Annotated in this window: 17 protein-coding genes, 1 tRNA gene and 1 pseudogene; 6 read left to right on the forward strand and 13 right to left on the reverse strand. The window is 66.2% G+C overall.

Annotated features, from left to right (window positions below; translation table 11 throughout):
* Positions 1-23 precede the first annotated feature (23 nt).
* The 4 genes from H7F38_RS04565 to H7F38_RS26250 are packed head-to-tail and all read right to left on the reverse strand — an operon-like array spanning position 24 to position 5,291.
* A complete protein-coding gene (locus tag H7F38_RS04565) occupies positions 24-1,394 on the reverse strand; it encodes an FtsW/RodA/SpoVE family cell cycle protein (RefSeq protein WP_187093057.1) in 1,371 nt (456 codons plus the stop codon).
* Positions 1,395-1,423: 29 nt separating this feature from the next.
* Complete coding sequence (locus H7F38_RS26245; RefSeq protein ID WP_222618447.1) at positions 1,424-3,406, reverse strand: PP2C family serine/threonine-protein phosphatase; 1,983 nt, start codon at positions 3,404-3,406, stop codon at positions 1,424-1,426.
* Positions 3,407-3,434: 28 nt separating this feature from the next.
* Positions 3,435-3,914: an FHA domain-containing protein gene (locus tag H7F38_RS04575; RefSeq protein ID WP_187093059.1), complete on the reverse strand. Its 480-nt coding sequence runs from the start codon at positions 3,912-3,914 to the stop codon at positions 3,435-3,437.
* Between the two features lie 12 nt (positions 3,915-3,926).
* Positions 3,927-5,291, reverse strand: coding sequence for a DUF3662 and FHA domain-containing protein (locus tag H7F38_RS26250; protein WP_187093060.1), 1,365 nt, complete (start codon positions 5,289-5,291; stop codon positions 3,927-3,929).
* Positions 5,292-5,533: 242 nt separating this feature from the next.
* On the opposite strand from H7F38_RS26250, the gene H7F38_RS04585 reads away from it, so the two are divergent.
* Positions 5,534-5,619 (forward strand) — tRNA-Leu (locus H7F38_RS04585).
* 228 nt (positions 5,620-5,847) lie between these two features.
* Here the strand turns inward: H7F38_RS04585 and H7F38_RS04590 are convergent.
* Both H7F38_RS04590 and H7F38_RS04595 read right to left on the reverse strand, forming a co-directional pair.
* Positions 5,848-7,692, reverse strand: a complete 1,845-nt coding sequence (locus H7F38_RS04590; RefSeq protein ID WP_187093061.1) for a hypothetical protein — start codon at positions 7,690-7,692, stop codon at positions 5,848-5,850.
* Positions 7,652-8,224, reverse strand: a complete 573-nt coding sequence (locus H7F38_RS04595) for a hypothetical protein (protein ID WP_187093062.1) — start codon at positions 8,222-8,224, stop codon at positions 7,652-7,654. The genes H7F38_RS04590 and H7F38_RS04595 overlap by 41 nt, the downstream gene beginning before the upstream one ends.
* Positions 8,225-8,345: 121 nt before the next feature.
* On the opposite strand from H7F38_RS04595, the gene H7F38_RS04600 reads away from it, so the two are divergent.
* Positions 8,346-9,752, forward strand: coding sequence for an IS1380 family transposase (locus H7F38_RS04600; protein ID WP_187090722.1), 1,407 nt, complete (start codon positions 8,346-8,348; stop codon positions 9,750-9,752).
* A 127-nt stretch (positions 9,753-9,879) separates the two neighbouring features.
* Here H7F38_RS04600 and H7F38_RS04605 read toward each other — a convergent pair whose 3' ends face one another.
* Positions 9,880-10,260, reverse strand: a complete 381-nt coding sequence (locus H7F38_RS04605) for a hypothetical protein (protein WP_187093063.1) — start codon at positions 10,258-10,260, stop codon at positions 9,880-9,882.
* 96 nt (positions 10,261-10,356) lie between these two features.
* On the opposite strand from H7F38_RS04605, the gene H7F38_RS04610 reads away from it, so the two are divergent.
* A complete protein-coding gene (locus H7F38_RS04610) occupies positions 10,357-10,653 on the forward strand; it encodes a helix-turn-helix domain-containing protein (protein ID WP_222618448.1) in 297 nt (98 codons plus the stop codon).
* Between the two features lie 362 nt (positions 10,654-11,015).
* Here the strand turns inward: H7F38_RS04610 and H7F38_RS04615 are convergent.
* A pseudogene (locus H7F38_RS04615) lies at positions 11,016-11,360 on the reverse strand (transposase); the annotation flags it as partial.
* Between the two features lie 120 nt (positions 11,361-11,480).
* On the opposite strand from H7F38_RS04615, the gene H7F38_RS04620 reads away from it, so the two are divergent.
* Positions 11,481-12,878: an IS1380 family transposase gene (locus tag H7F38_RS04620; protein WP_187093065.1), complete on the forward strand. Its 1,398-nt coding sequence runs from the start codon at positions 11,481-11,483 to the stop codon at positions 12,876-12,878.
* Between the two features lie 233 nt (positions 12,879-13,111).
* On the opposite strand, the gene H7F38_RS04625 is transcribed toward H7F38_RS04620, so the two are convergent.
* The 5 genes from H7F38_RS04625 to H7F38_RS04645 all read right to left on the reverse strand — a co-directional run bounded on the left by H7F38_RS04625 (position 13,112) and on the right by H7F38_RS04645 (position 20,163).
* On the reverse strand, positions 13,112-15,244 hold the full coding sequence (locus H7F38_RS04625) for an Rv1355c family protein (protein ID WP_187093066.1): 2,133 nt from the start codon (positions 15,242-15,244) through the stop codon (positions 13,112-13,114).
* Positions 15,241-16,008: a hypothetical protein gene (locus H7F38_RS04630; protein ID WP_187093067.1), complete on the reverse strand. Its 768-nt coding sequence runs from the start codon at positions 16,006-16,008 to the stop codon at positions 15,241-15,243. The genes H7F38_RS04625 and H7F38_RS04630 overlap by 4 nt, the downstream gene beginning before the upstream one ends.
* A 497-nt stretch (positions 16,009-16,505) precedes the next feature.
* Complete coding sequence (locus tag H7F38_RS04635) at positions 16,506-17,765, reverse strand: IS701 family transposase (RefSeq protein ID WP_187093068.1); 1,260 nt, start codon at positions 17,763-17,765, stop codon at positions 16,506-16,508.
* A gap of 81 nt (positions 17,766-17,846) precedes the next feature.
* Positions 17,847-18,765, reverse strand: a protein-coding gene (locus H7F38_RS04640; RefSeq protein WP_255498240.1) for an IS5 family transposase whose coding sequence is annotated in 2 segments (ribosomal slippage) — positions 17,847-18,401 and positions 18,403-18,765 — 918 coding nt in all. Because the reading frame shifts where the segments join, the coding sequence is not laid out codon by codon here.
* Between the two features lie 231 nt (positions 18,766-18,996).
* Entirely contained in the window at positions 18,997-20,163 is a 1,167-nt protein-coding gene (locus H7F38_RS04645; protein WP_255498241.1) for an IS701 family transposase, read from the reverse strand.
* A gap of 780 nt (positions 20,164-20,943) precedes the next feature.
* Between H7F38_RS04645 and H7F38_RS04650 the strand changes: the two genes are divergently transcribed.
* Both H7F38_RS04650 and H7F38_RS04655 read left to right on the forward strand, forming a co-directional pair.
* The gene (locus H7F38_RS04650) at positions 20,944-21,312 is read left to right on the forward strand and encodes an STAS/SEC14 domain-containing protein (RefSeq protein ID WP_187093069.1); all 369 of its coding nucleotides are present in this window, start codon (positions 20,944-20,946) and stop codon (positions 21,310-21,312) included.
* Entirely contained in the window at positions 21,305-22,534 is a 1,230-nt protein-coding gene (locus tag H7F38_RS04655; RefSeq protein WP_187093070.1) for a sensor domain-containing diguanylate cyclase, read from the forward strand. The genes H7F38_RS04650 and H7F38_RS04655 overlap by 8 nt, the downstream gene beginning before the upstream one ends.
* Positions 22,535-23,141: the final 607 nt, after the last annotated feature.

Below are 23,141 nucleotides of genomic sequence, written 5' to 3' on the forward strand. Positions count from 1 at the left end.
CCCCCGTCATGACGCAGCCCCTCTCATGACGCCTCCACCTTCGCCACGGGGAACATCTCGGTCTGGGCTTCCAGCAGTGGCACCTTCCGGACGGGTTTCGGCGCGGGCGGACGGCGGGACGAATCCGAGATCCGGATCAGCAGCGCCAGGATGATGTAGTTCGCGAGCAGGGACGAGCCTCCGTAGGACAGGAACGGCGTGGTCAGGCCGGTCAGCGGGATCAGCCGGGTGACGCCGCCGACGACGATGAACATCTGGAACACCAACGAGAACGACAGTCCGCCGGCGAGGATGGAACCGAAGCGGTCCTTGACGGCGATGGCGGCGCGAAGGCCACGACCGCCGATCAGCAGGTAGCAGACCAGGATCGCGGAGAGCCCGACCAGGCCGAGTTCCTCGCCGATCGCCGCGGTGATGAAGTCGGTGGAGGCGAACGGCACGATGTCGGGCCGTCCGGCGCCCAGTCCGGTGCCGAAGATCCCGCCGGTGCCGAGTCCGAACAGCGACTGGACCAGCTGGTAGCCGGTGTTCAGCGGATCGGCGAACGGGTGCAGCCAGATGTCCACTCTCACCCGGACGTGCGCGAACAGCTTGTAGGCGACGAAGGCGCCGCCGCTGAACCCGATCAGGCCGATGATCAGCCATGACACCCTCGACGTCGCCACGTAGAGCATCATCAGCAGCACGCCGAAGATCAGCAGCGACGTGCCGAGGTCGTTGCCGCGGACGAGGACGGCCAGACAGATCAACAGGGCCAGCAGCAGCGGACCCAGGTCCCGGGCCCGCGGCAGCACCAGGCCGAAGATCTTCTTGCCGGCCGTCGCCAGGACGTTCTGCTTGGAGGCCAGGAAGGCCGCGGTGAAGATCATCAACGCGATCTTGGCGAACTCGCTCGGCTGGATCGAGAACAGGTGCGGGATCTTGATCCAGATCTGCGCGCCGTTGACCGCGGAGTACTTGGCCGGCAGCACGCCGGGCAGCGCGAGGAACAGGAGACCGAACAACAGCAGCGTGTAGGAGTACTTCGCCAGCACGGTGTGGTCCCGGATGATCGCCAGCACGCCGAGGAACAGCACCAGCGAGAGGCCGGTCCAGAGCAGTTGGGCCGGCGCCTGTGCGGTGGGGATCGGATCGCCGTTGGCGGTCGCCCTGTTCGCGGCGGCCAGGTCGAGGCGGTAGATCATCACCAGTCCGATGCCGTTCAGCAGCGCCACCAGCGGAAGCAGCACCGGGTCGGCGTAGGGCGCGAAACGCCTGATCATCAGGTGCGCGAAGGTCAGCGCGACCAGGTAGCCGCCGCCGTAGTAGGCCAGGTGCAGGGTCAGTCCGCGACCCTGGTTGAGCTCCACCACGATCAGGGCGGAGGTGACGATGACCGCCGCGAACACCAACATCCACAGCTCAGCGGTACGCCCGGTCCGGCTCACGGGACCACTCGGCAGGTGATCCCCGGCTGGGCGGCCGGGCTCACCAGGGGCGTGCCCGACTGGCTCGATTGGCCGGCCACCGTCAGCGGCACGGTGGTCGTCGTGAAGACGGTGACGGTGGGCGTCGTCACGCTCGGGGCGGCCCTGGTGATCGGACCGGGGCTGGCCACCGGGACCAGTCCGAAGATCGAGCCCACCCGCAGCCGCTGGCCGCTCTGGGTCACCCCGTTCACCGACGGCGCCTGCGGGTTGACGGTGACGGTGACCGTGGTGGTCACCGGCACGACCGGCTTGATGACGATCGTGGTGACCGGCTGGGTGGTGCTGCGGGAGGGGCTCTTCACCGTCGTCGGGACGGTGTTCCTGGCCGTGGTCTTCGTTGCGCTCTTCGCCGTTGTCCTGGGCGTGGTCCTGGCCGTGGTCTTCGCGACAGAGCTCCTCACCGGCGTCTTCGGAGTGGTCCGAGGTGCAGTGGCCTGCGGAGTCGTGGTCGGCGCCGGGGGCGGCGCCGTCCTCGGGAGGCTCGCCGCGGTGCTCGCTGCCGCACCGCCGGCCGTTGCGGTGCCGGAGGTCACGCTGCCGGAGGTCACCGCACCGGAGGTGATGGCGCCGGGCGTCGACCCGGCCACCGGGCAGGGCGGGAGCTGCTGCGAGGTGAGCCGGGTGATCACGGCCCGTGCGTCGGCCAGGGTGGGAACCGGGATGCCGGCGCCGACCTGATCCCGCGCGGCCTGGACCAGATCGGTGACCATCAACGGTGTGCAACCCGAGTCGGAGTACCCGCAGGAATTCTCCTGGACCGAGGCGAAGCGCCAGCCCAGCAGCGACCCGTTCACCCCCCTGAAGACAGCGACCTGCTGTCCGTTCTCCCCGACGTAGTACTTGCTGGTGGCCCACAGCACGGACCCGGTGATGCCGACCCCGACCAGGATGACCAGCGCAAGACCGAATGCCCACCGGCGGCGCCACCGGCCGGCCGGCGGTGCGGAGACCAGGCGTCGGTCGGAGACCCCGTCCGTACCCACGGGCGAGTCGGTGTCCGCGTCCGACGCCGAGACGAACTCGGCGTCCTCGTCTTCTTCGTCCTCGTCTTCTTCGTCGGGGCCTTCTTCGTCCTGGGCGTATTCTGGCTTGGCGGGGACGTCCTCCGGGATCGGGGGCAGTGGCACCCTCGGCATCCGTTGGGTCAGGTGGATCGGCTGCATCGGGCCGGTGGCCTCGGGGTCGGTGGTTCCCCCGGCGGCGCCGAACGCGCCGGTACCGCCGGTCTCCAGCACGTCGGCGACGATCACCGTCACGTTGTCGGGGCCGCCGCCCACCAACGCCAGTTGGATCAGCGTGTCGGCCACCTGGTCGGTGTCCGCGCCCGCGAGGGTGTCGGCGATCGACTCGGGCGACACCACGTCGGACAACCCGTCGCTGCAGATCAGGAACCGGTCGCCGGGTGAGATCTCGCGCATGGTGATGGACGGATCCATCTCGGTGCCGTTGAGGGCGCGCAGCAGCAACGATCGCTGCGGGTGGTGGGCAGCCTCGTCGGCGGTGATCCGGCCGTCGTCGACCAATGACTGCACGAACGTGTCGTCGTGGCTGATCTGGTGCAGGACGCCGTTGCGGTAGAGGTACGCGCGGGAGTCACCGACGTGCGCGAGGGCGACCACCGGACCGTCGAACAGCAGCGCCGTCAGCGTGGTGCCCATGCCGTCGAGTTCCGGGTTCTCGTCGACCATCTCGGCGATCGCGGCGTTGCCCTCACGGGTGGCGTCCGTCAGTGGTCGCACCATGTCGGAGCCCAGAGGCAGCTCGTCCAGGTCGACGAACGCGGCCACCACCAGGCGGGAGGCCACGTCGCCCGCGGCATGCCCGCCCATGCCGTCGGCGATGACCAGCAGGCGGTCGCCGGCGAAGACCGAGTCCTGGTTGTTCGCCCGCAGCAGGCCGCGGTCGGTCCGGGCCGCGTACCTGATGACGTGGGTCATCGGCGCCACTCGATCACCGGGGCGCTCGTCATGGGCGCAACTCGATCACGGTGCGACCGATCCGGATCGGGACGCCGACCGGGACCGGGGTCGGTGCGGTGATCCTGGAGCGGTCGAGGTAGGTGCCGTTCGTCGAACCGAGATCCTCGACGGCATAACCGTTTCCCTGCTGCACGATCCGTGCGTGACGCGTGGAGGCGTAGTCGTCGTCGAGCACGAGCGTGGAGTCCTCGGCCCGGCCGATCAGGATGGTGCCGGACCCCAACCGCAGCCTCGTGCCGGCCAGCGAACCGGCGGTCACCACCAGGATGGCGGGGACCATCGACCCGGCTGCCAGGGGTGTCGGACGACGTGCGTCCTTCCGGCTCGGCCGCGCACGCCCGGTGGCCGCCCGAGGATCGGAGGCCATCTTCAGATCGGCCCGCACCACCCTGATCGCAGCCAGCACGAAGACCCAGAGCAGGATCAGGAATCCCACTCTGGTCAGCTGGAGGATCAGCGCAGGCATGACTGGGCTACGTCACCTGTGGGTGTTGAAGACGACGGTGGAGTGTCCGACCCGGATGACGTCACCGTCGGCCAGCTGCCAGGTCTGCACCGTGGAACCGTTGACCGAGGTCCCGTTGGTCGAACCCAGATCGTGCATGACGGCGACCTGACCATCGAAGTAGATGTCCACGTGACGACGTGACACCGAGGTGTCGGGCAGCCGGAACGAGGCGTCCTGTCCGCGGCCGATGATGTTCGACCCACGCTGCAGTTGATAGGTGCGGTGCGAGCCGTCGTCCACGCTGAGCACGGCCTGCAGATCGGCGGGGGCCTGCTGGCCGTACTGCTGCGGTGCGCCGTAACCCTGGCCGTAGTCGGGCTGACCGTACTGGGCGGGTGGCTGCCCGTAGCCGGGCTGGGGCTGCTGCCCGTATGAGGGCTGGACCGGCTGGCCGTACTGGTCGTACTGCGCGGGCTGGGCGTACTGGTCGGGCTGCACCGGCTGACCGTACTGGGCGGGTGGCTCGTACTGGGCCGGTTGCCCGTAGGGGTTCGAGTTCGGGGCGTACGGCTGTCCGTATCCGGGCTGCGGAGCGGGCGGCTGACCGTATCCGGGCTGCTGGCCGTAGGCCGGGTCGTACGCGGGCTGCTGGTTGTAAGCGGGCTGCTGGCCTGACGGCGGCTGCTGCCCGTACCCGGCAGGCGGCTGCTGTCCGTAACCCGGTGGCGGCTGCTGTCCGTACGCCGGCTGACCGTATCCGGGTAGCGCGGCCTGCTGGCCCGAGGGAGGCGCGGGCTGTCCGTAGGGTTCGGCCGGGGGCTGACGCCAGCCGGGTGGCGGCTGCTGGCCTTGGCCGGCGGGGGGCTGCGGAGCCCATCCTGGCTGGTCGGCGGGCCGGGCCGGGTCACCCGGGTACGCCTGCTGGGGACCACTGGGTGGCTGGTGGGCCGGCGGGCGGCCGGCGTCCTCGGGCTGCTGGGTCATGGATCGCACTCCTGCGCTTCGATGGGCCGAACGCCGGCCGACGTCGGGGTCGACGAGCGAGCTGATGCGGAACTGTCCGGTGTGCAGGACATCTGATTCCTCCAGTGTGACGGCTACGTCACCGAAGGTCTGCCAACCCTGCTCGTCCAGATACTCCCTGATCATGGTGGACAACGCCGAGGCGACCCGTTGTTCGTCCTGGCCGACGCCGTCATGATCGGAACGTCCGAGCCGGACCGTATACCGGTTGGGGGCGATCGTGCGGCCGGCCTGCTGCTGCAGGTGGTTGGCGGCCTCGCTCTGGAGAGCGTCCGCCACCTCGGTCGGTTGCACCGATCCGCCGAACAGACGCGCGAAGGTACCGGCGACGGCGCCCTGCAGTTTTCGTTCGAAGCTCTGGATGACGCCCATCGGTCCCCTCCTCACGTCCTGGTCGAGATTGCCTGGTCGAGATGTCCTGGTCGAGCGGCGCGTGCTGTGCCCCTGATGGTAATGGTGCGTACCAGAGGACGTCCTTGCGTTCGGGAGGTTCCCGATGTGCCCGTCCCGTCGTCACCGGCGGTCCGCTCGGTCCGCTCGATGTCCGTCTGACGTGCCTGTTCTGCGGATTTCGGCCCGGCGTGGCCTGCGTGTTAACCTCGACGCGTCGCTCCGGGCGAGTGGCGGAATGGCAGACGCGCACGGTTCAGGTCCGTGTCCTGGAAACGGGGTGAGGGTTCAACTCCCTTCTCGCCCACCATGGGTTGGTTGCGTTACCTGGCTTCCAGGTTTGCGAAACCCCACCTAACAAGAAGGCCGGTCCATCTCGGATGAGATGGCCGGCCTTTTTCGTGTCCGCTGGGGGCCTGGAGGCGTTGGTGGGTCGGGCCGGCGGAGGGTCAGAGTGCTTGCGGCGGCTTGCTGCTCCGTGATCTTGGCGGTTGGGCAGGCTGACGCCACCGGCAGACTGCGGGTGGGTGGACCAGCTTCAGGCGGGCACGTCTGGCTTGAGCTTGGCAGGGGTGGCCGGCTTGGCCTTGGCCGTGAAGACGGTTTCCGGTCGCCGCGATCTGCGGGTTCTCGGGGCCTTGGGTTCGTGACCGGGAGCTTGGGTCTCGACGAAGAAGGTCCGGATCTTGCGGATGTTGGCGGCCGCCACGGAGGCGGCGACGATCAGGAACTGGCGGGCGTAGCCGCGGATGCGGCGCCGGCCGGGGTTCCCTAGGTCTTCGTAGGCGCTGTCTTTGACGAACGCGTTGAAGCCTTCGATGGTGTTGCGGGCGGTGGAGTACAGCTGATGCCACCGCTGGGTTCCGTACTGGAGGGTCTGCCCGTATTTGATGCCGACGTCCGGCGGGAAGGTGGTGGATTCGCTGTTGGTGCAGCAGGTACCTGGGTCGGCAGGTGGGTTCAGGATCATCGTCTTGGTGGTGCGTGCAGTCGGCGTGGTGAGGGCAACCGGGCCCTTCGGCGCTTTGAGGGGGCAGTTGACGGTGGCGGAGGGGCCCGCGGCGGGGCAGCGCATCGGTACGTAGCCGGCGGCGTCTGGTTTGGCTTTCGGGCGGAACAGGTACTTGGTCCGCTGCTCGATGCGCTTGGCGTAGGTGGTGTCGTCGATGGTGTTCTTGCGGTGGTCGATGGTGGCGTCGATGAGCGGTTGCGGCATGGAGGGGCAGAACCAGTTGCCTTCGACTTGGATGGCTCCGCTGTAGTGGTCCTGTTTGCCGAGTTGGTCTTCGCGGTAGTCGAAGGCGGTGGTGTAGCCGAGGGCCTTGAGTGGGATCTGCAGTTTTTCCACGCGGGAGTTCGGCAGGTAGGCGCGATCGCCGACGAGAGTTCCGCGGGGGTGTCCGCGGTCGACGATGGACTGGATGGTGATCATGGCGTTCTCACCGATGCGGCCGGACGGCTTGTCCATGGCAATTCCCAGGACGAGCATGGGGAAGTCGGGTTTGACAGTGGGGTCGTTGGGCGCCATGACGGTCAGGTGCGCGTCGAAGGCCCAGGCGGACTTGGAGCTACGTCGGCCGCGGCCATCCAGCGCGTCTCGGTGGTCGGCCTCTCGGTGATACCAGCCGGCATCTGATTCCGGGCTGAGCCGGTCGTCCGGGTTGGGCTTCTTGGGGTCTGGTACCGGGGAGCCGCGTTTGCCCCAGACCGCCACGGGGGTGCCATCGATACAGAGGTTGCCCGCCCACTCGGCCCGGGTCTGCGCCGGTAGGAGCTGGAACGTCGTCTCCAGCAGCTGGTTTGAAACCCAATCCGCACGGATCTGTCGCTGCGCGCACTGCTGCGGATCGCGCCCGGCTTGAATGGCTTCGAACTGGGCGCGGGTCGGGCGGTAGCCCACGCTGCCTGGCGCTGAGTCGAAGACGCTGGTCAGGCGGAGCATCGCGCGGCGGATCCGGTGATATTGGGCGAAGGAGCCGATGCGGGAAGTCTGGATCTGCAGGAGCTGCCGTGCGTTCGACGAGAGTCGGCCGTTGACCAGTTCGGCCATCCGGCTGATCAGCGGCGGCTCGCCGCAGACGATCAGGGTCATCAGCAACACCAGAAGTGTGCGGTCGTCCATCTTATGGGGGCGACCGCCTTTTTGTTTACGGTCTGGGTCGTCCTGCAGGCGCCATTGGTTGAGCTGTTCGACGATGCCGGAGCGGTCGATGAATCCGATCATGTCGGTGATGAGACCGTCGGGGGCCTTGCCGCGGAGGGTGGGCCCGCCGTGGATGGGCAGCCGGAACAGGCTCGGGAAGAGGTCGTCGGCGACCAGCGGGTTGGGGTCGGTTGTCATCTCAGCGGGTCTGCAGCCGAAGGGCACGTCGAGAGTCGACATCGCTGAGCGCGGGGAGGTACGGCACGAACCGGGTGAACGCTTCCAGGGAGTCAACGCCGGCCGCCCGCAGGAGCGGCCCGACGGGGGTCCCAGCAGCCAGATGCGTGACGATCCAGGTGGCGCGCATGCGTTGGGTTTGTGGTTGAAGTTGAGTGCCAGCCGACCTCGCGATGAAGCCGTTGATGATGTTCGGGTAGCTGCCGGTGCGGTTCGGCATCAGCAGGAAGCGGTCAGCTGGCGCATCCGTTGCCTTGATGGCGGACAGCAGCGACTCCCATTGACTCAATACCGGAACGGTGCGGGCTCGTTTACCGGTGACGCGAATCAGGACGCCCTCATCGTCGAGGGTGATGTCGCCGACACGAACACCTGCGATTTCCAGGGCGGCCAGGCCGGCTCCGAGCCCAAGGGTGATCAGGACCTGCGCGGTGTCGGCGCGGAAGGCCGTGTTCTGGCCGTTGGCCCAGCCGCGGAGGGAGGTGATTTCGGAGGCGGTGTAGGGCTGGGCTGCGCCGGCTGGAGGTAGGGCCACTAGCCTCGCGCTTTCACGCGGATACTGACCGGGGTGTTTCGAAGTAAGCGAAAGGTGCCCCTACCTGCGATAATGAGGGTCTTCGAGGTCCACATCGTCAGCAAACTGGAGCACCTTTCTGATGCAGCAGCCTACCGGCTTCTACCCGCCGTTGACAGTGGACACGACCGCGAAGCGGGTGGTGTCCCACGCCGGTGCGGTGCTGCTGGTCGCCACGGCCGGCAGGGTCGGTTTGGACCGGGAGTTGTCGGCGGCGTTGGCGCCGTGGCGCAAGCAGTGGGCAGTGCTGGACCCGGGGAAGATCCTGCTGGACCTGGCGATCAGCGTCGCCATCGGCGGGGACTGCCTGGCCGACATCGCGGCGCTGCGCAGCGAACCCGCGGTGTTCGGGCGGGTCGCGTCCGACCCCACGGTGTCCCGGCTGATCAACACGTTGGCCGCCACCCCGCAGGCGGCGTTGGCGGCGATCAACCGCGCCAGAAGCGTTGTCCGCGATCGGGTGTGGAGACTGGCCGGGAAGGATGCCCCCGACTTCGAGGCGTCGCGGGACCGGCCGTTGATCATCGACCTGGACGCCACGTTGATCACCGCCCACTCGGACAAAGAGTGGGCGGCGCCGACCTACAAGAAAGGCTTCGGGTTCCATCCGTTGGGGTCGTGGGTCGATCACGGCCCGGACGGCACCGGCGAGCCGCTGTCGATGATGCTCCGCACCGGTCGGGCCGGCGCCAACACCGCCGCCGATCACATCGCGGTCACCAAAGACGCGTTGCGGCAGTTACCGTTCGCCCGCCGCGGCGGTCGGATCGGCCGGATCGGCCAGAAGGTGTTGATCCGCGCCGACGGTGGCGGCGGCACCCACGAATTCCTGGGATGGCTGGCCGGACAGGGACTGTCGTACTCGGTGGGGTTCGGGTTGTCGCAGGACATCGTGGACAAGATCAACCAGATCCCCGACCAGGGCTGGACCCCGGCCTACGACGGCGACGGGAAGGTCCGCGACGGGGCGTGGGTCACCGAACCGACCGGGATGCTGACGTTGAAGACGTGGCCGCCGGGAATGCGGGTCATCGTGCGGGCCGAACGTCCGCATCCCGGGGCGCAGTTGCGGTTCACCGACGTCGACGGGAACCGGTTGACCGCGTTTGTCACCAACACCACCGGTGGGCAACTCGCAGATCTGGAGTTGCGGCACCGGCACCGGGCCCGCTGCGAGGACCGGATCCGCGGCGCCAAGGACACCGGATTGCGGAACCTGCCGCTCACCGGGTTCGCGCAGAACCAGATCTGGGTCGCCGTCGTCCAGTTGGCCACCGAGCTGACCGCCTGGTTGCAGATGCTGGCCTTGACGGGTACCGGAGCGCGCCGTTGGGAACCGAAACGACTGAGGCTTCAACTGTTCTCCGTCGCCGGGATCATCGCCCGCCGATCCCGACGCACCTACCTTCGGCTGTCCGGGCACGCCCCGCACCGGCACCTGTTCACCACCGGCCTGACCCGACTGCACACCCTCCCGCAGGCCACTTGACCCCAAGCAACCCCACCCGACCAGCAACAAGAAGAACCACCGGAACGTGGAATCCGGCACCACCCAGGTGACCTTGGGTCGCTCCGACGAACCCGCAGACCCCGCGGCGGGCGTCACAACACCAGATCTATCGCGCAGAGGGAAGGCCGACCATCTCAAGAAAGATCGAGGCTAGGCGGGAGACCCGCTTCTCCGGCGGCAGCAAGACTTCCGACATTCTCAGGAGTCGGGATCTGACGTTGCCGCGGGCCGCCGGCTTGAGGTGGTCGCACCCGACAGCGGTGTATTCGGCGATGACGTCCCGGTGGAAAAGGACGCCGCGTTCCAGCGGCAAGCCGGCACTCTGCCAGCACCAGTGCACGAAGCTTGAGGTGGCAGTCAACAGCTGGCGGACTCGGTAGGCGGTCTTACCGGCGCAGTCGGCGACGGCTGCTCGAACGAACGGTTCGATCGCGGGCCAGTGCTCCGGCGGCAGTACCGGAACAAAGCTCGGGGCGCCTTTGGCCACTGAGCCCACCTGTTCTTGTTGGTAGTTACCACCACGATGACTATCGCACGCGGAGTCAAGGGTGGGTGCTCTTAGAAGTTCGCCTAGGCTGCGCTCATGGCACGCCCGAAGAGGCCTCGCCCCCGGGATCTGACCAACTCCTGGCCCGACGAAGTCAGTCCCGACATCAGTGGCGAGGTTGCCCGCCAGCTCGCCAACAACCTCCGCCGCGCGCTGGACGGTCGTGCGCTGCGGGTCGCGAAGGACCTCACCGGGGTGGACCACACCACCATCGGCGACGTCCTGGCCGGATTCACCTCGCCGGACCTGATGACCATCGCTCGCCTGGAATCCGGTCTGGGCACTGACTTGTGGCCCGGAGGTCTGGCCATCGATCTGGGTCTGCGGCGGTAGCGCCGAAGATCTGACCAAGATTGTCTGCGATGTAGCGTCGCTGTGGTCATCGCTATGGACGGTCTTCGTTGGGTTGTTTCGCATGCAGTGTGAGCAAGCGCCAATCGGGAGGCCAGAAGTACCTTCAAACGGTACATGTCTCGTCAAAAGGCACTCGATGTACCTTCCTAGGGTACCGGATGTACCTTCTAAAGGTACATCCGACCAAGGAACGTCAGGATGCGTGTCTCCTGCGCGGCAGCCGATTTGCCGCCCACACTCCGGCTACGGTCTTGCTGTGAGCCGACCGGCGTTTCCAAAAGACTGGCTGCAGGACCCGAATAGCTTTGGTCGACCGAAGCCTGTGCGATGGGTGGCTGCTACTAGGGCGTGTCCCGTGGATCGTTCTCCGTTAGATGCCTGAGCCAGATTCCGATGCTGGCGACGTCGACGGTGCCTCGGTAGACGAACTCCCGTTTGTCATACCGGGTGGCGACCGCGCGGTAGCCGCGTAGCCGGTTGAACGTCCGCTCCACGGTGTTGCGGTCCTTGTAGATTTCCTTGTCGAATTTGGGTGGCCGACCACCACGGGAACCCTTGGACAGGCGACCGTTGATCTGGTTCACCGGCTCCGGGATGGTCGCCTCGATACCCCTACGCCGCAACGACTTACGGATTCTGCCGCTGGAATACGCCTTGTCCGCCAACACCCGATCCGGTCGGGTCCTAGCCTCGCGCTTTCACGCAGATACTGGATCTGGTGTTTCAAAGTGAGGGAAAGGTGCTCTCACCTGCGATAATGAGGGTCTCTGAGGTCCATATCGTCAGCAAACTGGAGCACCTTTCTAGTGTCGAAGCGTACTGGTTTCTACCCGCCGTTGACAGTGGACACGACCGGGAAGCGGGTGGTGTCCCACGCCGGTGCTGTGCTGCTGGTGGCCACCGCCGGGAAGGTCGGGTTGGACCGGGCTTTGTCTGCGGCGTTGGAGCCGTGGCGCAAGCAGTGGGCGGTGCTGGATCCGGGGAAGATCCTGCTGGACCTGGCGATCAGCGTCGCCATCGGCGGGGACTGCCTGGCCGACATCTCGGCGTTGCGGTCTGAGCCGGCGGTGTTTGGCCGGGTCGCCTCGGACCCAACAGTGTCCCGCCTGGTCGACTCGTTGGCCGCGACCCCGCAGGCCGCGTTGGCGGCGATCAACCAGGCCAGAGCAGCAGTCCGACAGCGGGTGTGGAAGATGGCCGGGAAGGACGCCCCCGACTTCGGAATCGACCGGGACCGGCCGTTGATCATCGACCTGGACGCCACGTTGATCACCTCCCATTCGGAGAAGGAACTGGCGGCGCCGACCTACAAGAAGGGCTTCGGGTTCCACCCGCTCGGGTCGTGGGTGGATCACGGCCCCGACGGCACCGGTGAGCCACTGTCGATGATGCTGCGCCCCGGAAGGGCCGGATCCAACACCGCCGCCGACCACATCGCGGTCACCAAGGATGCGTTGCGGCAGTTGCCCTTCAACCGCCGTGGCGGCCGCATCGGGCGCAGGGTGCTGGTCCGCGCCGACAGCGGCGGCGGCACCCACGAATACCTGAAGTGGCTGGCCGGGCAGGGCCTGTCGTATTCGGTGGGGTTCGGGCTGACGCAGGACATCGTCGACAAGATCAACCTGATCCCCGACCAAGGGTGGACCCCGGCCTACGACGGCGATGGGAAGGTCCGCGACGGGGCGTGGGTCACCGAACTCACCGGCCTGCTGGACCTGTCAACGTGGCCGGCAGGGATGCGGGTGATCGTCCGGGCCGAACGTCCGCACCCCGGGGCGCAGCTGCGGTTCACCGACTCAGGCGGGAACCGGCTGACCGCGTTTGTCACCAACACCACCGGCGGGCAACTCGCGGACCTGGAGTTGCGGCACCGCCACCGGGCCCGCTGCGAGGACCGGATCCGCAACGCGAAAGACACCGGGCTGCGGAACCTGCCCTTGACTGCGTTCGCGCAGAACCAGATCTGGGTCGCCGTCGTCCAGTTGGCGACGGAGCTGACCGCGTGGCTGCAGATGCTCGCGCTGACCGGCACCGGCGCCCGCCGGTGGGAACCGAAACGGCTGCGGTTGCAGCTGTTCTCCGTGGCCGGGACCATTGCGCGCCGATCCCGCCGGGTCTGGCTGCGGCTGTCCGGTCACGCAACCCACCGGCACCTGTTCACCACCGCCCTGGACCGGCTGACCCAGCTGCCGGCGCCGACCTGACCTTCAACAACCCACCCGGCCAGCAAGAAGACAAACCCCCCGGAACGTGGAATCCGGCACCCACCCAGGTGACCCACCGGGGCTTCGACGAACCCGCAGACATGCCCGTCGGTGCGAAACACCAGATCTATCGCGCCGAGGAAAGGCCGGGCGTCTCACGAAAGATTGAGGCTAGCAGACTCGGCCCTGACGAACCGATACTGGTCTGATCTGTATGACCCGAATACTGCTGTCTATGCCGTCAGGTCGGTCAGGACCTCGTCGATCGGTAACCGCTCACTTCGAACTGCCTTGGCGGGATCATGGGAAACCCGTAGTACCAACATCGGCACTTCGCCCTCGGCGAGGTTGAGAATCATTGAGAATCGATCGCGAAGCCCGCTGAGTTGGCGATGAAATGGCACTGAGACCGCCAGAAAATCAGCGTCCTGGAGCGTGTAGAGGAATATCGGCGACACCGGCTGAACGCCCAAACCAAGTTGTTCGGCAGTAATCCACACCCGCTCGACGGCGGCCCCGCCCCGCAGATAGTCCAACGCAGTGTGGCCGGGGCCCACCACGACGACGAGTGCGGAGCTGGCGTTGATCCGGTCCCTGGTGTCGTCGCCCAGAGCTGAACCTCCGTTCCAAGCAGCAAGGTTAGCCATTACCTCGGGCCGCTGGGCGACCTGAAGCTTCGCCAAATCTGGGTCGTCCAGGTTGAGGGTGCGGACATCGATACCTGCGTCGAGCCGCTCCCGCCCCGGCCACTTCAGCTCGGACGTCATCTGCAGATGCAGCAAGGGCGTGAGGTATCGGAGGCGATCGGATTCGGCCAGCACGTCGGCCAGCTCACCCAGCCTCCCGGCATCCTCGACGATGTGCACTGCGGCGCCCTCGGCGGCTGCGGCAGTCACCAGGTCCCCTTTCGCCTCATCGCTCAGAGCGGCGCGGCGCCCGATGCTGCGGTTGGAGATCCGGTGCACCATCGCCGAGTACTGCAGGGCCAAGTCCGGTTCCTCGCCGGCTTGCAGGTCGATGGCGACGACAACGTCGGATCCGCAACCGTTCGGCAGCCACTGCACGTTGGCCCGCCGGCGGTGGCTGGCGGCCGCGACCCTGGCGTTGTAAGAGGCGGCACCGATGGCCACGTAGGAGCCGCGGAACTCGTGGTCCATGGCAGAACTCCGTTCACGCACCAGCGAGATGGTGATACCCGAATTCGTCGCGTTCACCGACCACGGCTGCGCGTTCCCGCCGGATGGAGCGAGCCGGACGGCATGGATCACAGCGTCCATCGGTGCAAGCGGTATCTCGGCGGTCAGGTCGGTCGGCTCTCCTATCGGCGCTGCGGACGGTCGCTGCTGGATGACCGGATCGAGCAGGTCGAAACTCTCCTCGAGATCTACCCTGATGCGGCCGGACGGCAGGTGCTCGTCCCGCCCAAATCGGCGGACGGCGGTGGCGACCATGGCCGCGCCCAGCTGAATGTCTCCGCCCAATTGAGGCCACGTCGACAACGTGCGGTCGATCTCGACCATGGAGGCCGCCATTCTGGCCGACAACTCCTGGGCCTGCAAGATCCGCATCACGTGCGGCGCCTTGTCCCGCGTGCTCAACCCGTGGAGAGTCTGCGGGTCGATATCGCCCAGCAGCCCGTGGAAGAGGCTGCGACCGGGTTCTTGGTCATACCGCTCGACGTCAAAAAGCCCACGATCACTGGTCTCCATGAGTAAGGGGATACGGCGACGCCTCGCTTCTTGACGAATACGGACTTTCATGTCCAGGGAGTCGCACTCCTCGACGACCAAATCCAGACCATCGAAAAATCCGGCCATCGACTGTTCAGTCAGCCCCTCGGCGAAGACCTGTACGTCAAGGTAAGGGTCGAGCTCGGCGATACGACGAGCGGCCACGACAGCCTTGTTAACGCCCACATCGAAAACAGATCCCGGAATTCTGTTCAAGTTCGACAGCTCGATGGAATCGAAGTCAGCGAGCCGCAGTTGGCCGCATAAACCCTCCAGGGCGAGCGTGTGGGCAATCGCATGGCCGACACTGAGTCCGACCACACCAATCTTCAGTCGCCGGAAACTCACCTGCTCAGACGAGGTGATTTTGTTGCGGTTCCGATCCGAACGCAGACGCCGGAAGGCGTCGGGACCGGGCAGCAGAACCAGACACGACCGCCAGGAATAATGGACCCACCACTCACCCACCGGGAATTCCAGCGGCGGCTGCAACTTCTGAATTTCCCGGTAAAAGAGCTCACTTCGATCCAGAATGGTCAACCCCGGTTGGTCCCGAAGTTCGGCCAAAGCCGGATCACCGGAGTCCTGGAAAATTGACGCGCGAAATTCATCGGCCGCAATTGTGTCGTCTCTCAACAGGAAGCCCTCTCTATATCGTCGAAGCCCAGGGGGGCGACTGTCCTCAGCTGGGCGGACTCGTTCATGATCAGCGGAAGTTGTTCCGGTACGGCGAGCTCTGCGAAGCTCCTGCTGTCCCACCACATCAGCACCGTCCGGTACCTCTCGTCCGGGTAGGCCACCGGTGCCACCCCCTCGCTGACGACACCTCCGGTGGTCTGCCAGCGACGGATGGCATGCTGCGCGACGGTACCCAATGCCCAACGCACACCCATCAACCGGAGAGAATGGACAAATATCCGAGCAAGCGCATCCGTCAGCTCGCGGCGGTTGCTGGCCATGTCATCGACCCAACCCGTCTTCATCTCGATCACCCCGTCTTCCAGTCGCACCGTGATCTCCTCGTGCAACTCAGTAGAACCCTCCCGGTCGTCCCACTCGCAGATGGCGTGAGCCTGCACCGCCAGCGAATAGGGCCCTTGGACCCGCATGCCGCCGACTACCGCACCAGCCGGATCCAGCGCCGCGAAGAACAACGCGGTCGACCTGCCATCGGCAATGACGTGGTATTCAAGTACAGACTCGACACCGTGCCGGCTGTAACTGACCTCGGCACCCCGCAGATAGGTCTCCCACAGTTGCGGCTGACCGGCCGGAGTGGCGACCACAAACGTGCAGCCCGACAGCACGTCTCGGTACCGCGCGATGATCGGTCCGGCAATCAGCGGCGAACCGCCCTCCGGGCCACGCTGCTGCGGAACCAATCGATCGAAATGCGACATGAACCGATACTAACGGGGATGCGTCGCACTCAGACCGGCCATGCCGTGGCTGCATGGGTTGCTGAACCCCTCCGGGTCAGTAAACAGGGCGAAAGGTCGCCGTCGTCAGAGATCCGACCCGATGAAGAAGCCTGTGAGCCCTGGAACTCCCCCACTAGCGCCACCGACCAGCCCCAAGCCCGTGACGGCCGCGGCCCAACGCTCACCGCCTCCGGGCCGCGCCTCGGTTCGCGTGCAGCCCAGCGATCACATCAAACCTGACCCTGTCCGAGCCAGGTCGCACCTTGCCCAGGTGTTTTCACGTGAGCAGCACACGAGATGGCCAGCCCGATGTGCACGGTGTCGCCGAACACGACGACGGGACGGTACACCGCCGGGCTGAGGTTCGCTCTAGCTAGTAGTACTCTGTTAGGTCCGCAGGTGATAGTGGCATGTAGGGCAGACGCCGATCCAGTACGCGAGGAACTGCTGGAGGTTTTTCAGCAGGGCGTAGAGGGTCAGGGTTGCCCATCGGCTTTTGGGTGGGTGAGGCGGATCCAGGTGAGGAAGACGTGGGCGGCGGTGGCCAGGGTGGCGTGGTGGTGCCAGCCGGTCCAGCTGCGGCCTTCGAAATGGTCAAGTCCGACACCGGTTTTGAGTTCTCGGTAGTCGTGTTCGATGCGCCAGCGGATCTTCGCCAGCCGGACGAGGGTGGGGATGGGGGTGTCGGTGGGCAGGTTGGAGATCCAGTAGTCGGTGGGTTCGTTCTTGCCGGTGGGCCATTCTGCGATCAGCCACTGCTGGGGCAGGGACCCGTCGTCGGCGCGGTCGATGTCCTGGTTGGCGGGGCGGATCCGGACCGCGAGGAAGTGCGATCGCATCGCCGCGCTCTTGTTCCCGGGGCTGGTCTTGGTCCCTTTGCGCCAGGTGAGTTCTTTGCGGGCGGCCCGTCCGGCGGCCAGGATGATGTCCTTGCAGCTGGAAGGGGCGTGGGGGTACCGCGGGACCGGTGGTCGTCCCCGGCCGGTGTAGGCGGCGGTGACCGGCACCGCGTCGGCGGTGTAGGCGCTGGTGGAGCCCTTGACCGCCACGACGTAGCCGATGTTGCGCTCTTGCAGGCCGAGGCGGAATGCGGTGATGTCGCCGTAGCCGGCATCGGCCGCAACCACCGGCGGCCTGTACCCCCACTCGGCGAGTTCGTCGAGCATCTGGATCGCCATCTGCCATTTCCGGCGGTGGTGCTCGCCGGCGGGGATCTTGCACGCCGCCCGCCGCGTCTGCACCGCGGCGGCGGCCTCGGGGCTCTCGGCGGCCTCATCGTCCCAGCTCCTGGGCATGAACAGCCGCCAGTCCAACGGCTCGGAGGCCCGATCGGTGACCGCGTGGACGCTGACCGCCACCTGGCAGTTCCCGATCTTGCCCATCGTCCCGGAGTACTGCCGGGCCACACACGCCGACGCGGTGCCTTCCTTGGCCTGCCCGGTGTCGTCGATCACCCACGCCTGCGGCCCGATCACCCCGATCGCCAGGCGCACCAACACTTTCCGCACCGGTACCACATCCCACGGGGAGGAGGTGATGAACTGCTGCAACCGCTGATGATCCACTCCCAGCCGCTCCGCCATCGGCTGCATCGACTTGCGCCGCCCGTCCAGCATCAGACCCCGCAGATACAACCCGCCCGTCGCTCGCTGATCAGACCGCGGAAACGAGGAGAACACCTGCCCCGCAAAAGCATCCAACTTCTCACCGACCGCAGCGAACCCAGCAGCATCCATACCCCCATTCTCCCCGAAACCCGTTGCTGCACAACGGAGACACGCCGATCTAACAAAGTACTACTAGAGCGTGTCTACTAATCAGCGGAGTTGCAGGACGCTGGCGGCCAGGTGGACGCCGCTCAGGAATGTCAGGGCGTGTTTATCGTAGCGAGTAGCGATAGCGCGCCACTGCTTGAGGCGGGCGTAGCCGCGCTCGACGGCGTTGCGGAGCTTGTAGTCCTGGGCGTCAAAGCCAGGCGGCCGACCACCGCGTGACCCTTTGGTCTTGCGGTGCGCCTGCTGGTCGCTGCGCTGCGGGATGGTGTTGCCGATCCGTCTGCGCCGCAACTCTTTCCGGGTGCAGGGATGCGAGTAGGCGCGATCGGCCAGGACCCGGAACTTGCGGGATCGACCACCTGAGTGCTGCCGACGGTGCAGGTCCAACAGCGGCACCAGTTGCGGGTTGTCGCCGGCCTGGCCGGGCGTCAGGATCACCGTGACCGGGCAGGCCCGCTGGTCGGTCAGGGTGTGAATCTTCGTCGACAGTCCGCCCCGGGATCGGCCCAATGCGTGGTCAGCTGGTTCGACCGGCAAATTCTTGTCGTTCGATGGTGCCCCCTGTGTCCTGATCGGTCGTCGAGACGACCTCCGAGGTGGCGGTCTTGCGGGCCCCGGCTGCGTGTTGATGCGCCCGCACCACGGTGGAGTCCACTGACAGCAGCTCGATGACGGCGTCACCTTCGATGTCGTCGATGAACCCGGCACGTTTCGCGGCCACCAAGATCCGGTCATAGGTACCGTCGGTTGACCAGCGGAAATGCCGCGCCCAGACCGTCTGCCAACGACCCAACTCGGTCGGCAGATCCCGCCACGGCGAGCCCGTCCGGTAGCGCCAGCAGATCGCCTCGAGCATCTCGCGGTGATCGTTCCACGGCCGGCCGCGCCGACCTCCGTAGGCCGGCATCAACGGCTCGACCACCGCCCAAAACTCGTCCGAGATCACACCTATGCGCGCCATAGGAAGATCATCAACGTCAGGGCCCGAAGTATTAGCAGACACGCTCTAGTACTACAGTCGCACTTATGGTTGGTGTCCTCGGGCCCGGTAGTGGTCCTCGGGCCCGGTAGTGGCAGTGGCGGGCGCGTTGTTGGTGCCGTCGTCGCCAGGTTGATCGGGTCAGGGTGGCGTCGGGGTCGGGTGGGTCGGTCCAGATCAGGTGGATCAGCAGTCGGCGTATTTCCGGGACGCTCAGGGCGATGAGGGTGTCGTTTCCCGATTTTGGGCCCCCTTTTTTGACCGGGTGACGGTCAGGAATGCGTGGGCCAGCATCGACAGGGTGATGTGTCGGTACCAGCCGGTGTACTGCCGGACCTGGTAGTGATCCAGACCGGTTTGGCCTTTGGAGGTTTGGAACGTTTCTTCGATGGCGGGGCGGGTTCCGGCGACGGTGACCAGTTCGCTCAGGCCGGTGCGGGCGGGTGCGTGGCACAGGTAGTACGCCAGGTCGGTGGGATCGGTGATGCTGCGGCGGGCCAGCAGCCAATAGGTGGAGTCGGGGAAGTTGATGCCGTGGATCCGAGCCCGGGCCCAGTCATACAGTCGGTCACCTTTGGCCCCTTTGCCCGCTGACCGTCGCCGCCAGGCCTGCGCGGGCAGGGCTGCGATCAGCTCATCGGCTCGGTATTCGCGGCCCTCCCGCTGACCGGCGGCGATGACGTGCTGGTTGACTGGAACGGCGAGAACGTAGGACAGGCCGAGCTGTTCGATCTTCACCCGGAGTTTGGAGTGCTGTCCGTAGACCTCATCGGCGGTGACCCACCTGGCCGGCACACCATTGGCCACGGCCCGCTCCAGCATCACCATCGCCTGCTCGGGTTTGGTCGCGAAGGTGACGTCGGTGCCGATTCCGGCGGCGGCGCAGCGGTCGGGGTCATCGGTCCATGCTTTGGGCAGGTACAACTCTCGGTCCAGGAAGGTCCGTCCGGCCGGGGTCGCGTAGGTCAGGAACACCCCGATCTGACAGTTCTCGATCCGTCCGGCGGTGCCGGAATACTGCCGTGCGACACCGGCGGAGCGGGTGCCCTTTTTCAAGAATCCGGTCTCGTCGATGATCAGCACACCCCCTGGGTCACCCAGCTGCGCCGCCACGTAGCTCTGCAGATCGTCACGGACCAGATCAGGGTCCCAGTCGGTGGTCGACAGCAGCCGCTGCATCCCGTCGGGGGTGGCATCCCCGGCCCGCTCCGACAACGTCCAGGAGTTCTTCCGCTCCTCGGCCGAGAGCAACCCCCGCACATACGCCAACGCATGCTCACGTGGCTCTGACCTGGCAAAACGCCGCCCGATCAAGGCATGCAGCTCCGCCAACCCGTCCGCCCACTCCTGCACCTGCGCCACACAAAGATCATCACCCATCACTGCAGGATCGACCCAACCCGACATTCACCTGCGAAGACACGCCGAGAAGATCAAAATAACCACGACTGTAGTACTAGGCCCGACTTGCATCGTCTGCCACAGTGCGGCACCCCGGGGACGAGGTCACGCCAATACGGTTTCACCGACCGAGTGCAGGTCAGGACCCCCTTTTTTCACCGAGATCACCTCGTCCTGGATGTCCCCAACTACCCGGGATCGTGGCCCACAGACCGGATACGCTCCAATCGGGTCTGCTGCTGCCACCATGTCTGGGTGAGCACCTTGAGGTGCGCCGACCGGGCAGGCCAGGTGGGTTCTGAGCACTCCGATCCTGCAGACGGGTGCGCGAGCCACCCGGCGGATACGGTCTCCATGATGACCGGCCGGTCACCTGACGGCCGGCTGAAAACAGGCTACGGTCAGGCCCCGGTAGGCAGAAAGGCACTACCTGCTTAGACCACCAAAGATGAAACGCCGATTTCGGATCCGGAGATGACAAGCAGACGAGCCGCGGAACGGTAGTTCGGGGTCAACCCGACTCCTGCGATGGCCGGCGGGGGTTCTGGCTGATGAAGTGCCTCAGGGCCGTCTTGGTTTTCGTCGGCTTGCGTCCGCTGAATTGCAGCTTTAGGGCCTGCGAGCTGTAGGACAGCCCTCTGTGCCAACGGGATCGAACCAGCCGGCCTGACCGGAGGTGATCCGAGCCTACGTACCGAAAGATCTCAACACCGAATACTATGGGGCTCGCCGCGAAGGACGGACGGAAAGGATGGGCACATGGAGTCCGATCTACCTTGCCACGTCTGGTGGGACGAGCAGCACCGGATCGCCCGCAACGATTGGAAGCCAGGATCCGTCTGCGACCTGGACGGCGCGCGCAAAGTCACTGCAGCGGTCGGCGCGTTCGGCCGGGGGGCGGTGCCGGTGCTGGTGGATATGCGTTACCTTGCCAAGGCCGATCGGGCGGCCCGCGAACACTTCACCGGGCCGGACGCACAGGCCACTGCGGTAGCCCTGCTGGTGGCCTCAGCTGTCAGCAGGGTGGTGGCGAACTTCATCATCGGGCTGCAGCGCATGCCGGTGCCGACCAGGATGTTCACGGACGAGAGCGCTGCAGTCAGCTGGCTCGGCGAGAACCTTGGGTGAAGTCGACATCGATAGCCGGATCGACGCCATCATCTCCCTCCTGACTCGTCTTGCGGCCGGCGAACTGAGTGCCCGGGGTGAGATGTCCGAGGCCGCCGACGAGATCGACGCCATCGTCACCGGGGTCAACATGCTGGCGGAGGAGCTGCAGGCCAACCGAGACGAGATGGAGAGTCGCGTCCTGCAGCGCACCGTCGAGCTGCAGGAACTCAACATCGACATCACTCGACTCACCGCGTTGGGTAACCTCCTGCAGGCCTGCGATACCGTTGATGAAGCCCTCGACGCGATGAAGGTGTCGCTCACCAGCCTGTTCGCTGGGCTGTCCGGAGTGGTGTACCTCTACCGCGCTTCCCGGAATGTACTGGAACCGAAGGTGATGTGGGGGCGCGTCTCCGAAGTGCACCCACTGCTGCCGCAGGATTGCTGGGGATTGAGACGCGGCCAGCCGCACTCGGTGACGGCGCTCAACCCGAGCCTGATATGTCGCCATCAGAAGCAGCACACCGGCAACGGCATCTGCGTACCGATGTCGGCGCATGGCGAGACCAGTGGGCTGTTGCACCTGACCGATGACAGCTCGATGCCGACTACCTCTGGCCGATTGGCCGGCACGCTGACTGCTGCGAAGACGAGCCTCGCATCAGCAGTCAGCGAGCAAAGCGCCCTCGCCCTTGCCAACCTGGAACTGCGCGAGACGTTACGGTTGCAGGCGGTGCGGGATCCGCTGACCGGCTTGCTGAACCGCAGGTTCGTCGATGAGTGGATTGGCCGTGAGGTCGGCCGGACCGACCAATCCGGCCGGTCCTTCGGGGTGATCATGGCCGACATCGACCACTTCAAGCAGGTCAACGACATGCACGGTCACGACGCGGGGGACCAAATGCTCAAAGCGGTGGCCGAGGCGATCCGTTCGTCGCTGCGGCCCGGCGACCTACCGTGCCGTTACGGCGGCGAGGAGTTCCTGCTGCTGCTGGCCGACGTGAACGAGCAGGTACTGCTCGAACGGGCCGAGCAGGTTCGTGTCCGGATCGCTAATCTGCAGATCCCGCATCGCGGTGGCACCCTTTTGAACGTCACCCTCTCCGCCGGGATCGCTCTGTACCCGCGGCACGGTGCGACGGCGTCGGCGGTGATCGACGCCGCCGACAACGCCCTGTACGCAGCGAAGCGGGGCGGCCGCAACAGAACCGCGCTCGCCCAGCGCCCACCGCTCGATTGACCCCCGGACGCTCAGTCATATCAGCAGCCCCGCACCCGCTTGCCCATAGGCCGCCCGCTGCGGTTGTTCCGGGCCGTCTCATCTCCCCTGATGGGGAGCCGGTGTTGTCACCGGTGGCTTTCTTCGGGAAGGCGGGTGCGCCAGGGCAGAATCCTTCATCGGTTCTGACGGTTTCAGCGTCGAGTTCGATCGGTCTAGGTGACCTCGAGCCCCGGGCCAGGGTGGGGGCGGACCGCGAACCCGCACGTGCCGTTCCGTCTCCCTCATGGAATGCGCCAGCGGGAGCTACCCGCACTGCCGGGAGTTGTGAAGATCTGCTGTCGTTGGTGCGATTCCCAGCCGGCCGGCCCGGTGCACTGCTGATGAGTGAGCAGGTCAGCAACACCGAGTGGGTTCAGCGGACGGTATTGAGCGCCGTGGCGTTGGGTACGCCGGCGCCCGCGTCGACAACTCAAGCGTGACCTACTCCCCGGCGGGGAGCAGGTGACATCCAACCCAGTGTCGGTGTGAGCGTTCACTTCGGTCCTGACATTTCCGGCCGGCTGAACTGCCGAGTGCCGATGTCACCCCTTCGATCATTGGACGGACCGGGCGATGACGAGGCAGG

This window comes from Nakamurella sp. PAMC28650 (genome assembly GCF_014303395.1).
GTDB lineage: Bacteria > Actinomycetota > Actinomycetes > Mycobacteriales > Nakamurellaceae > Nakamurella.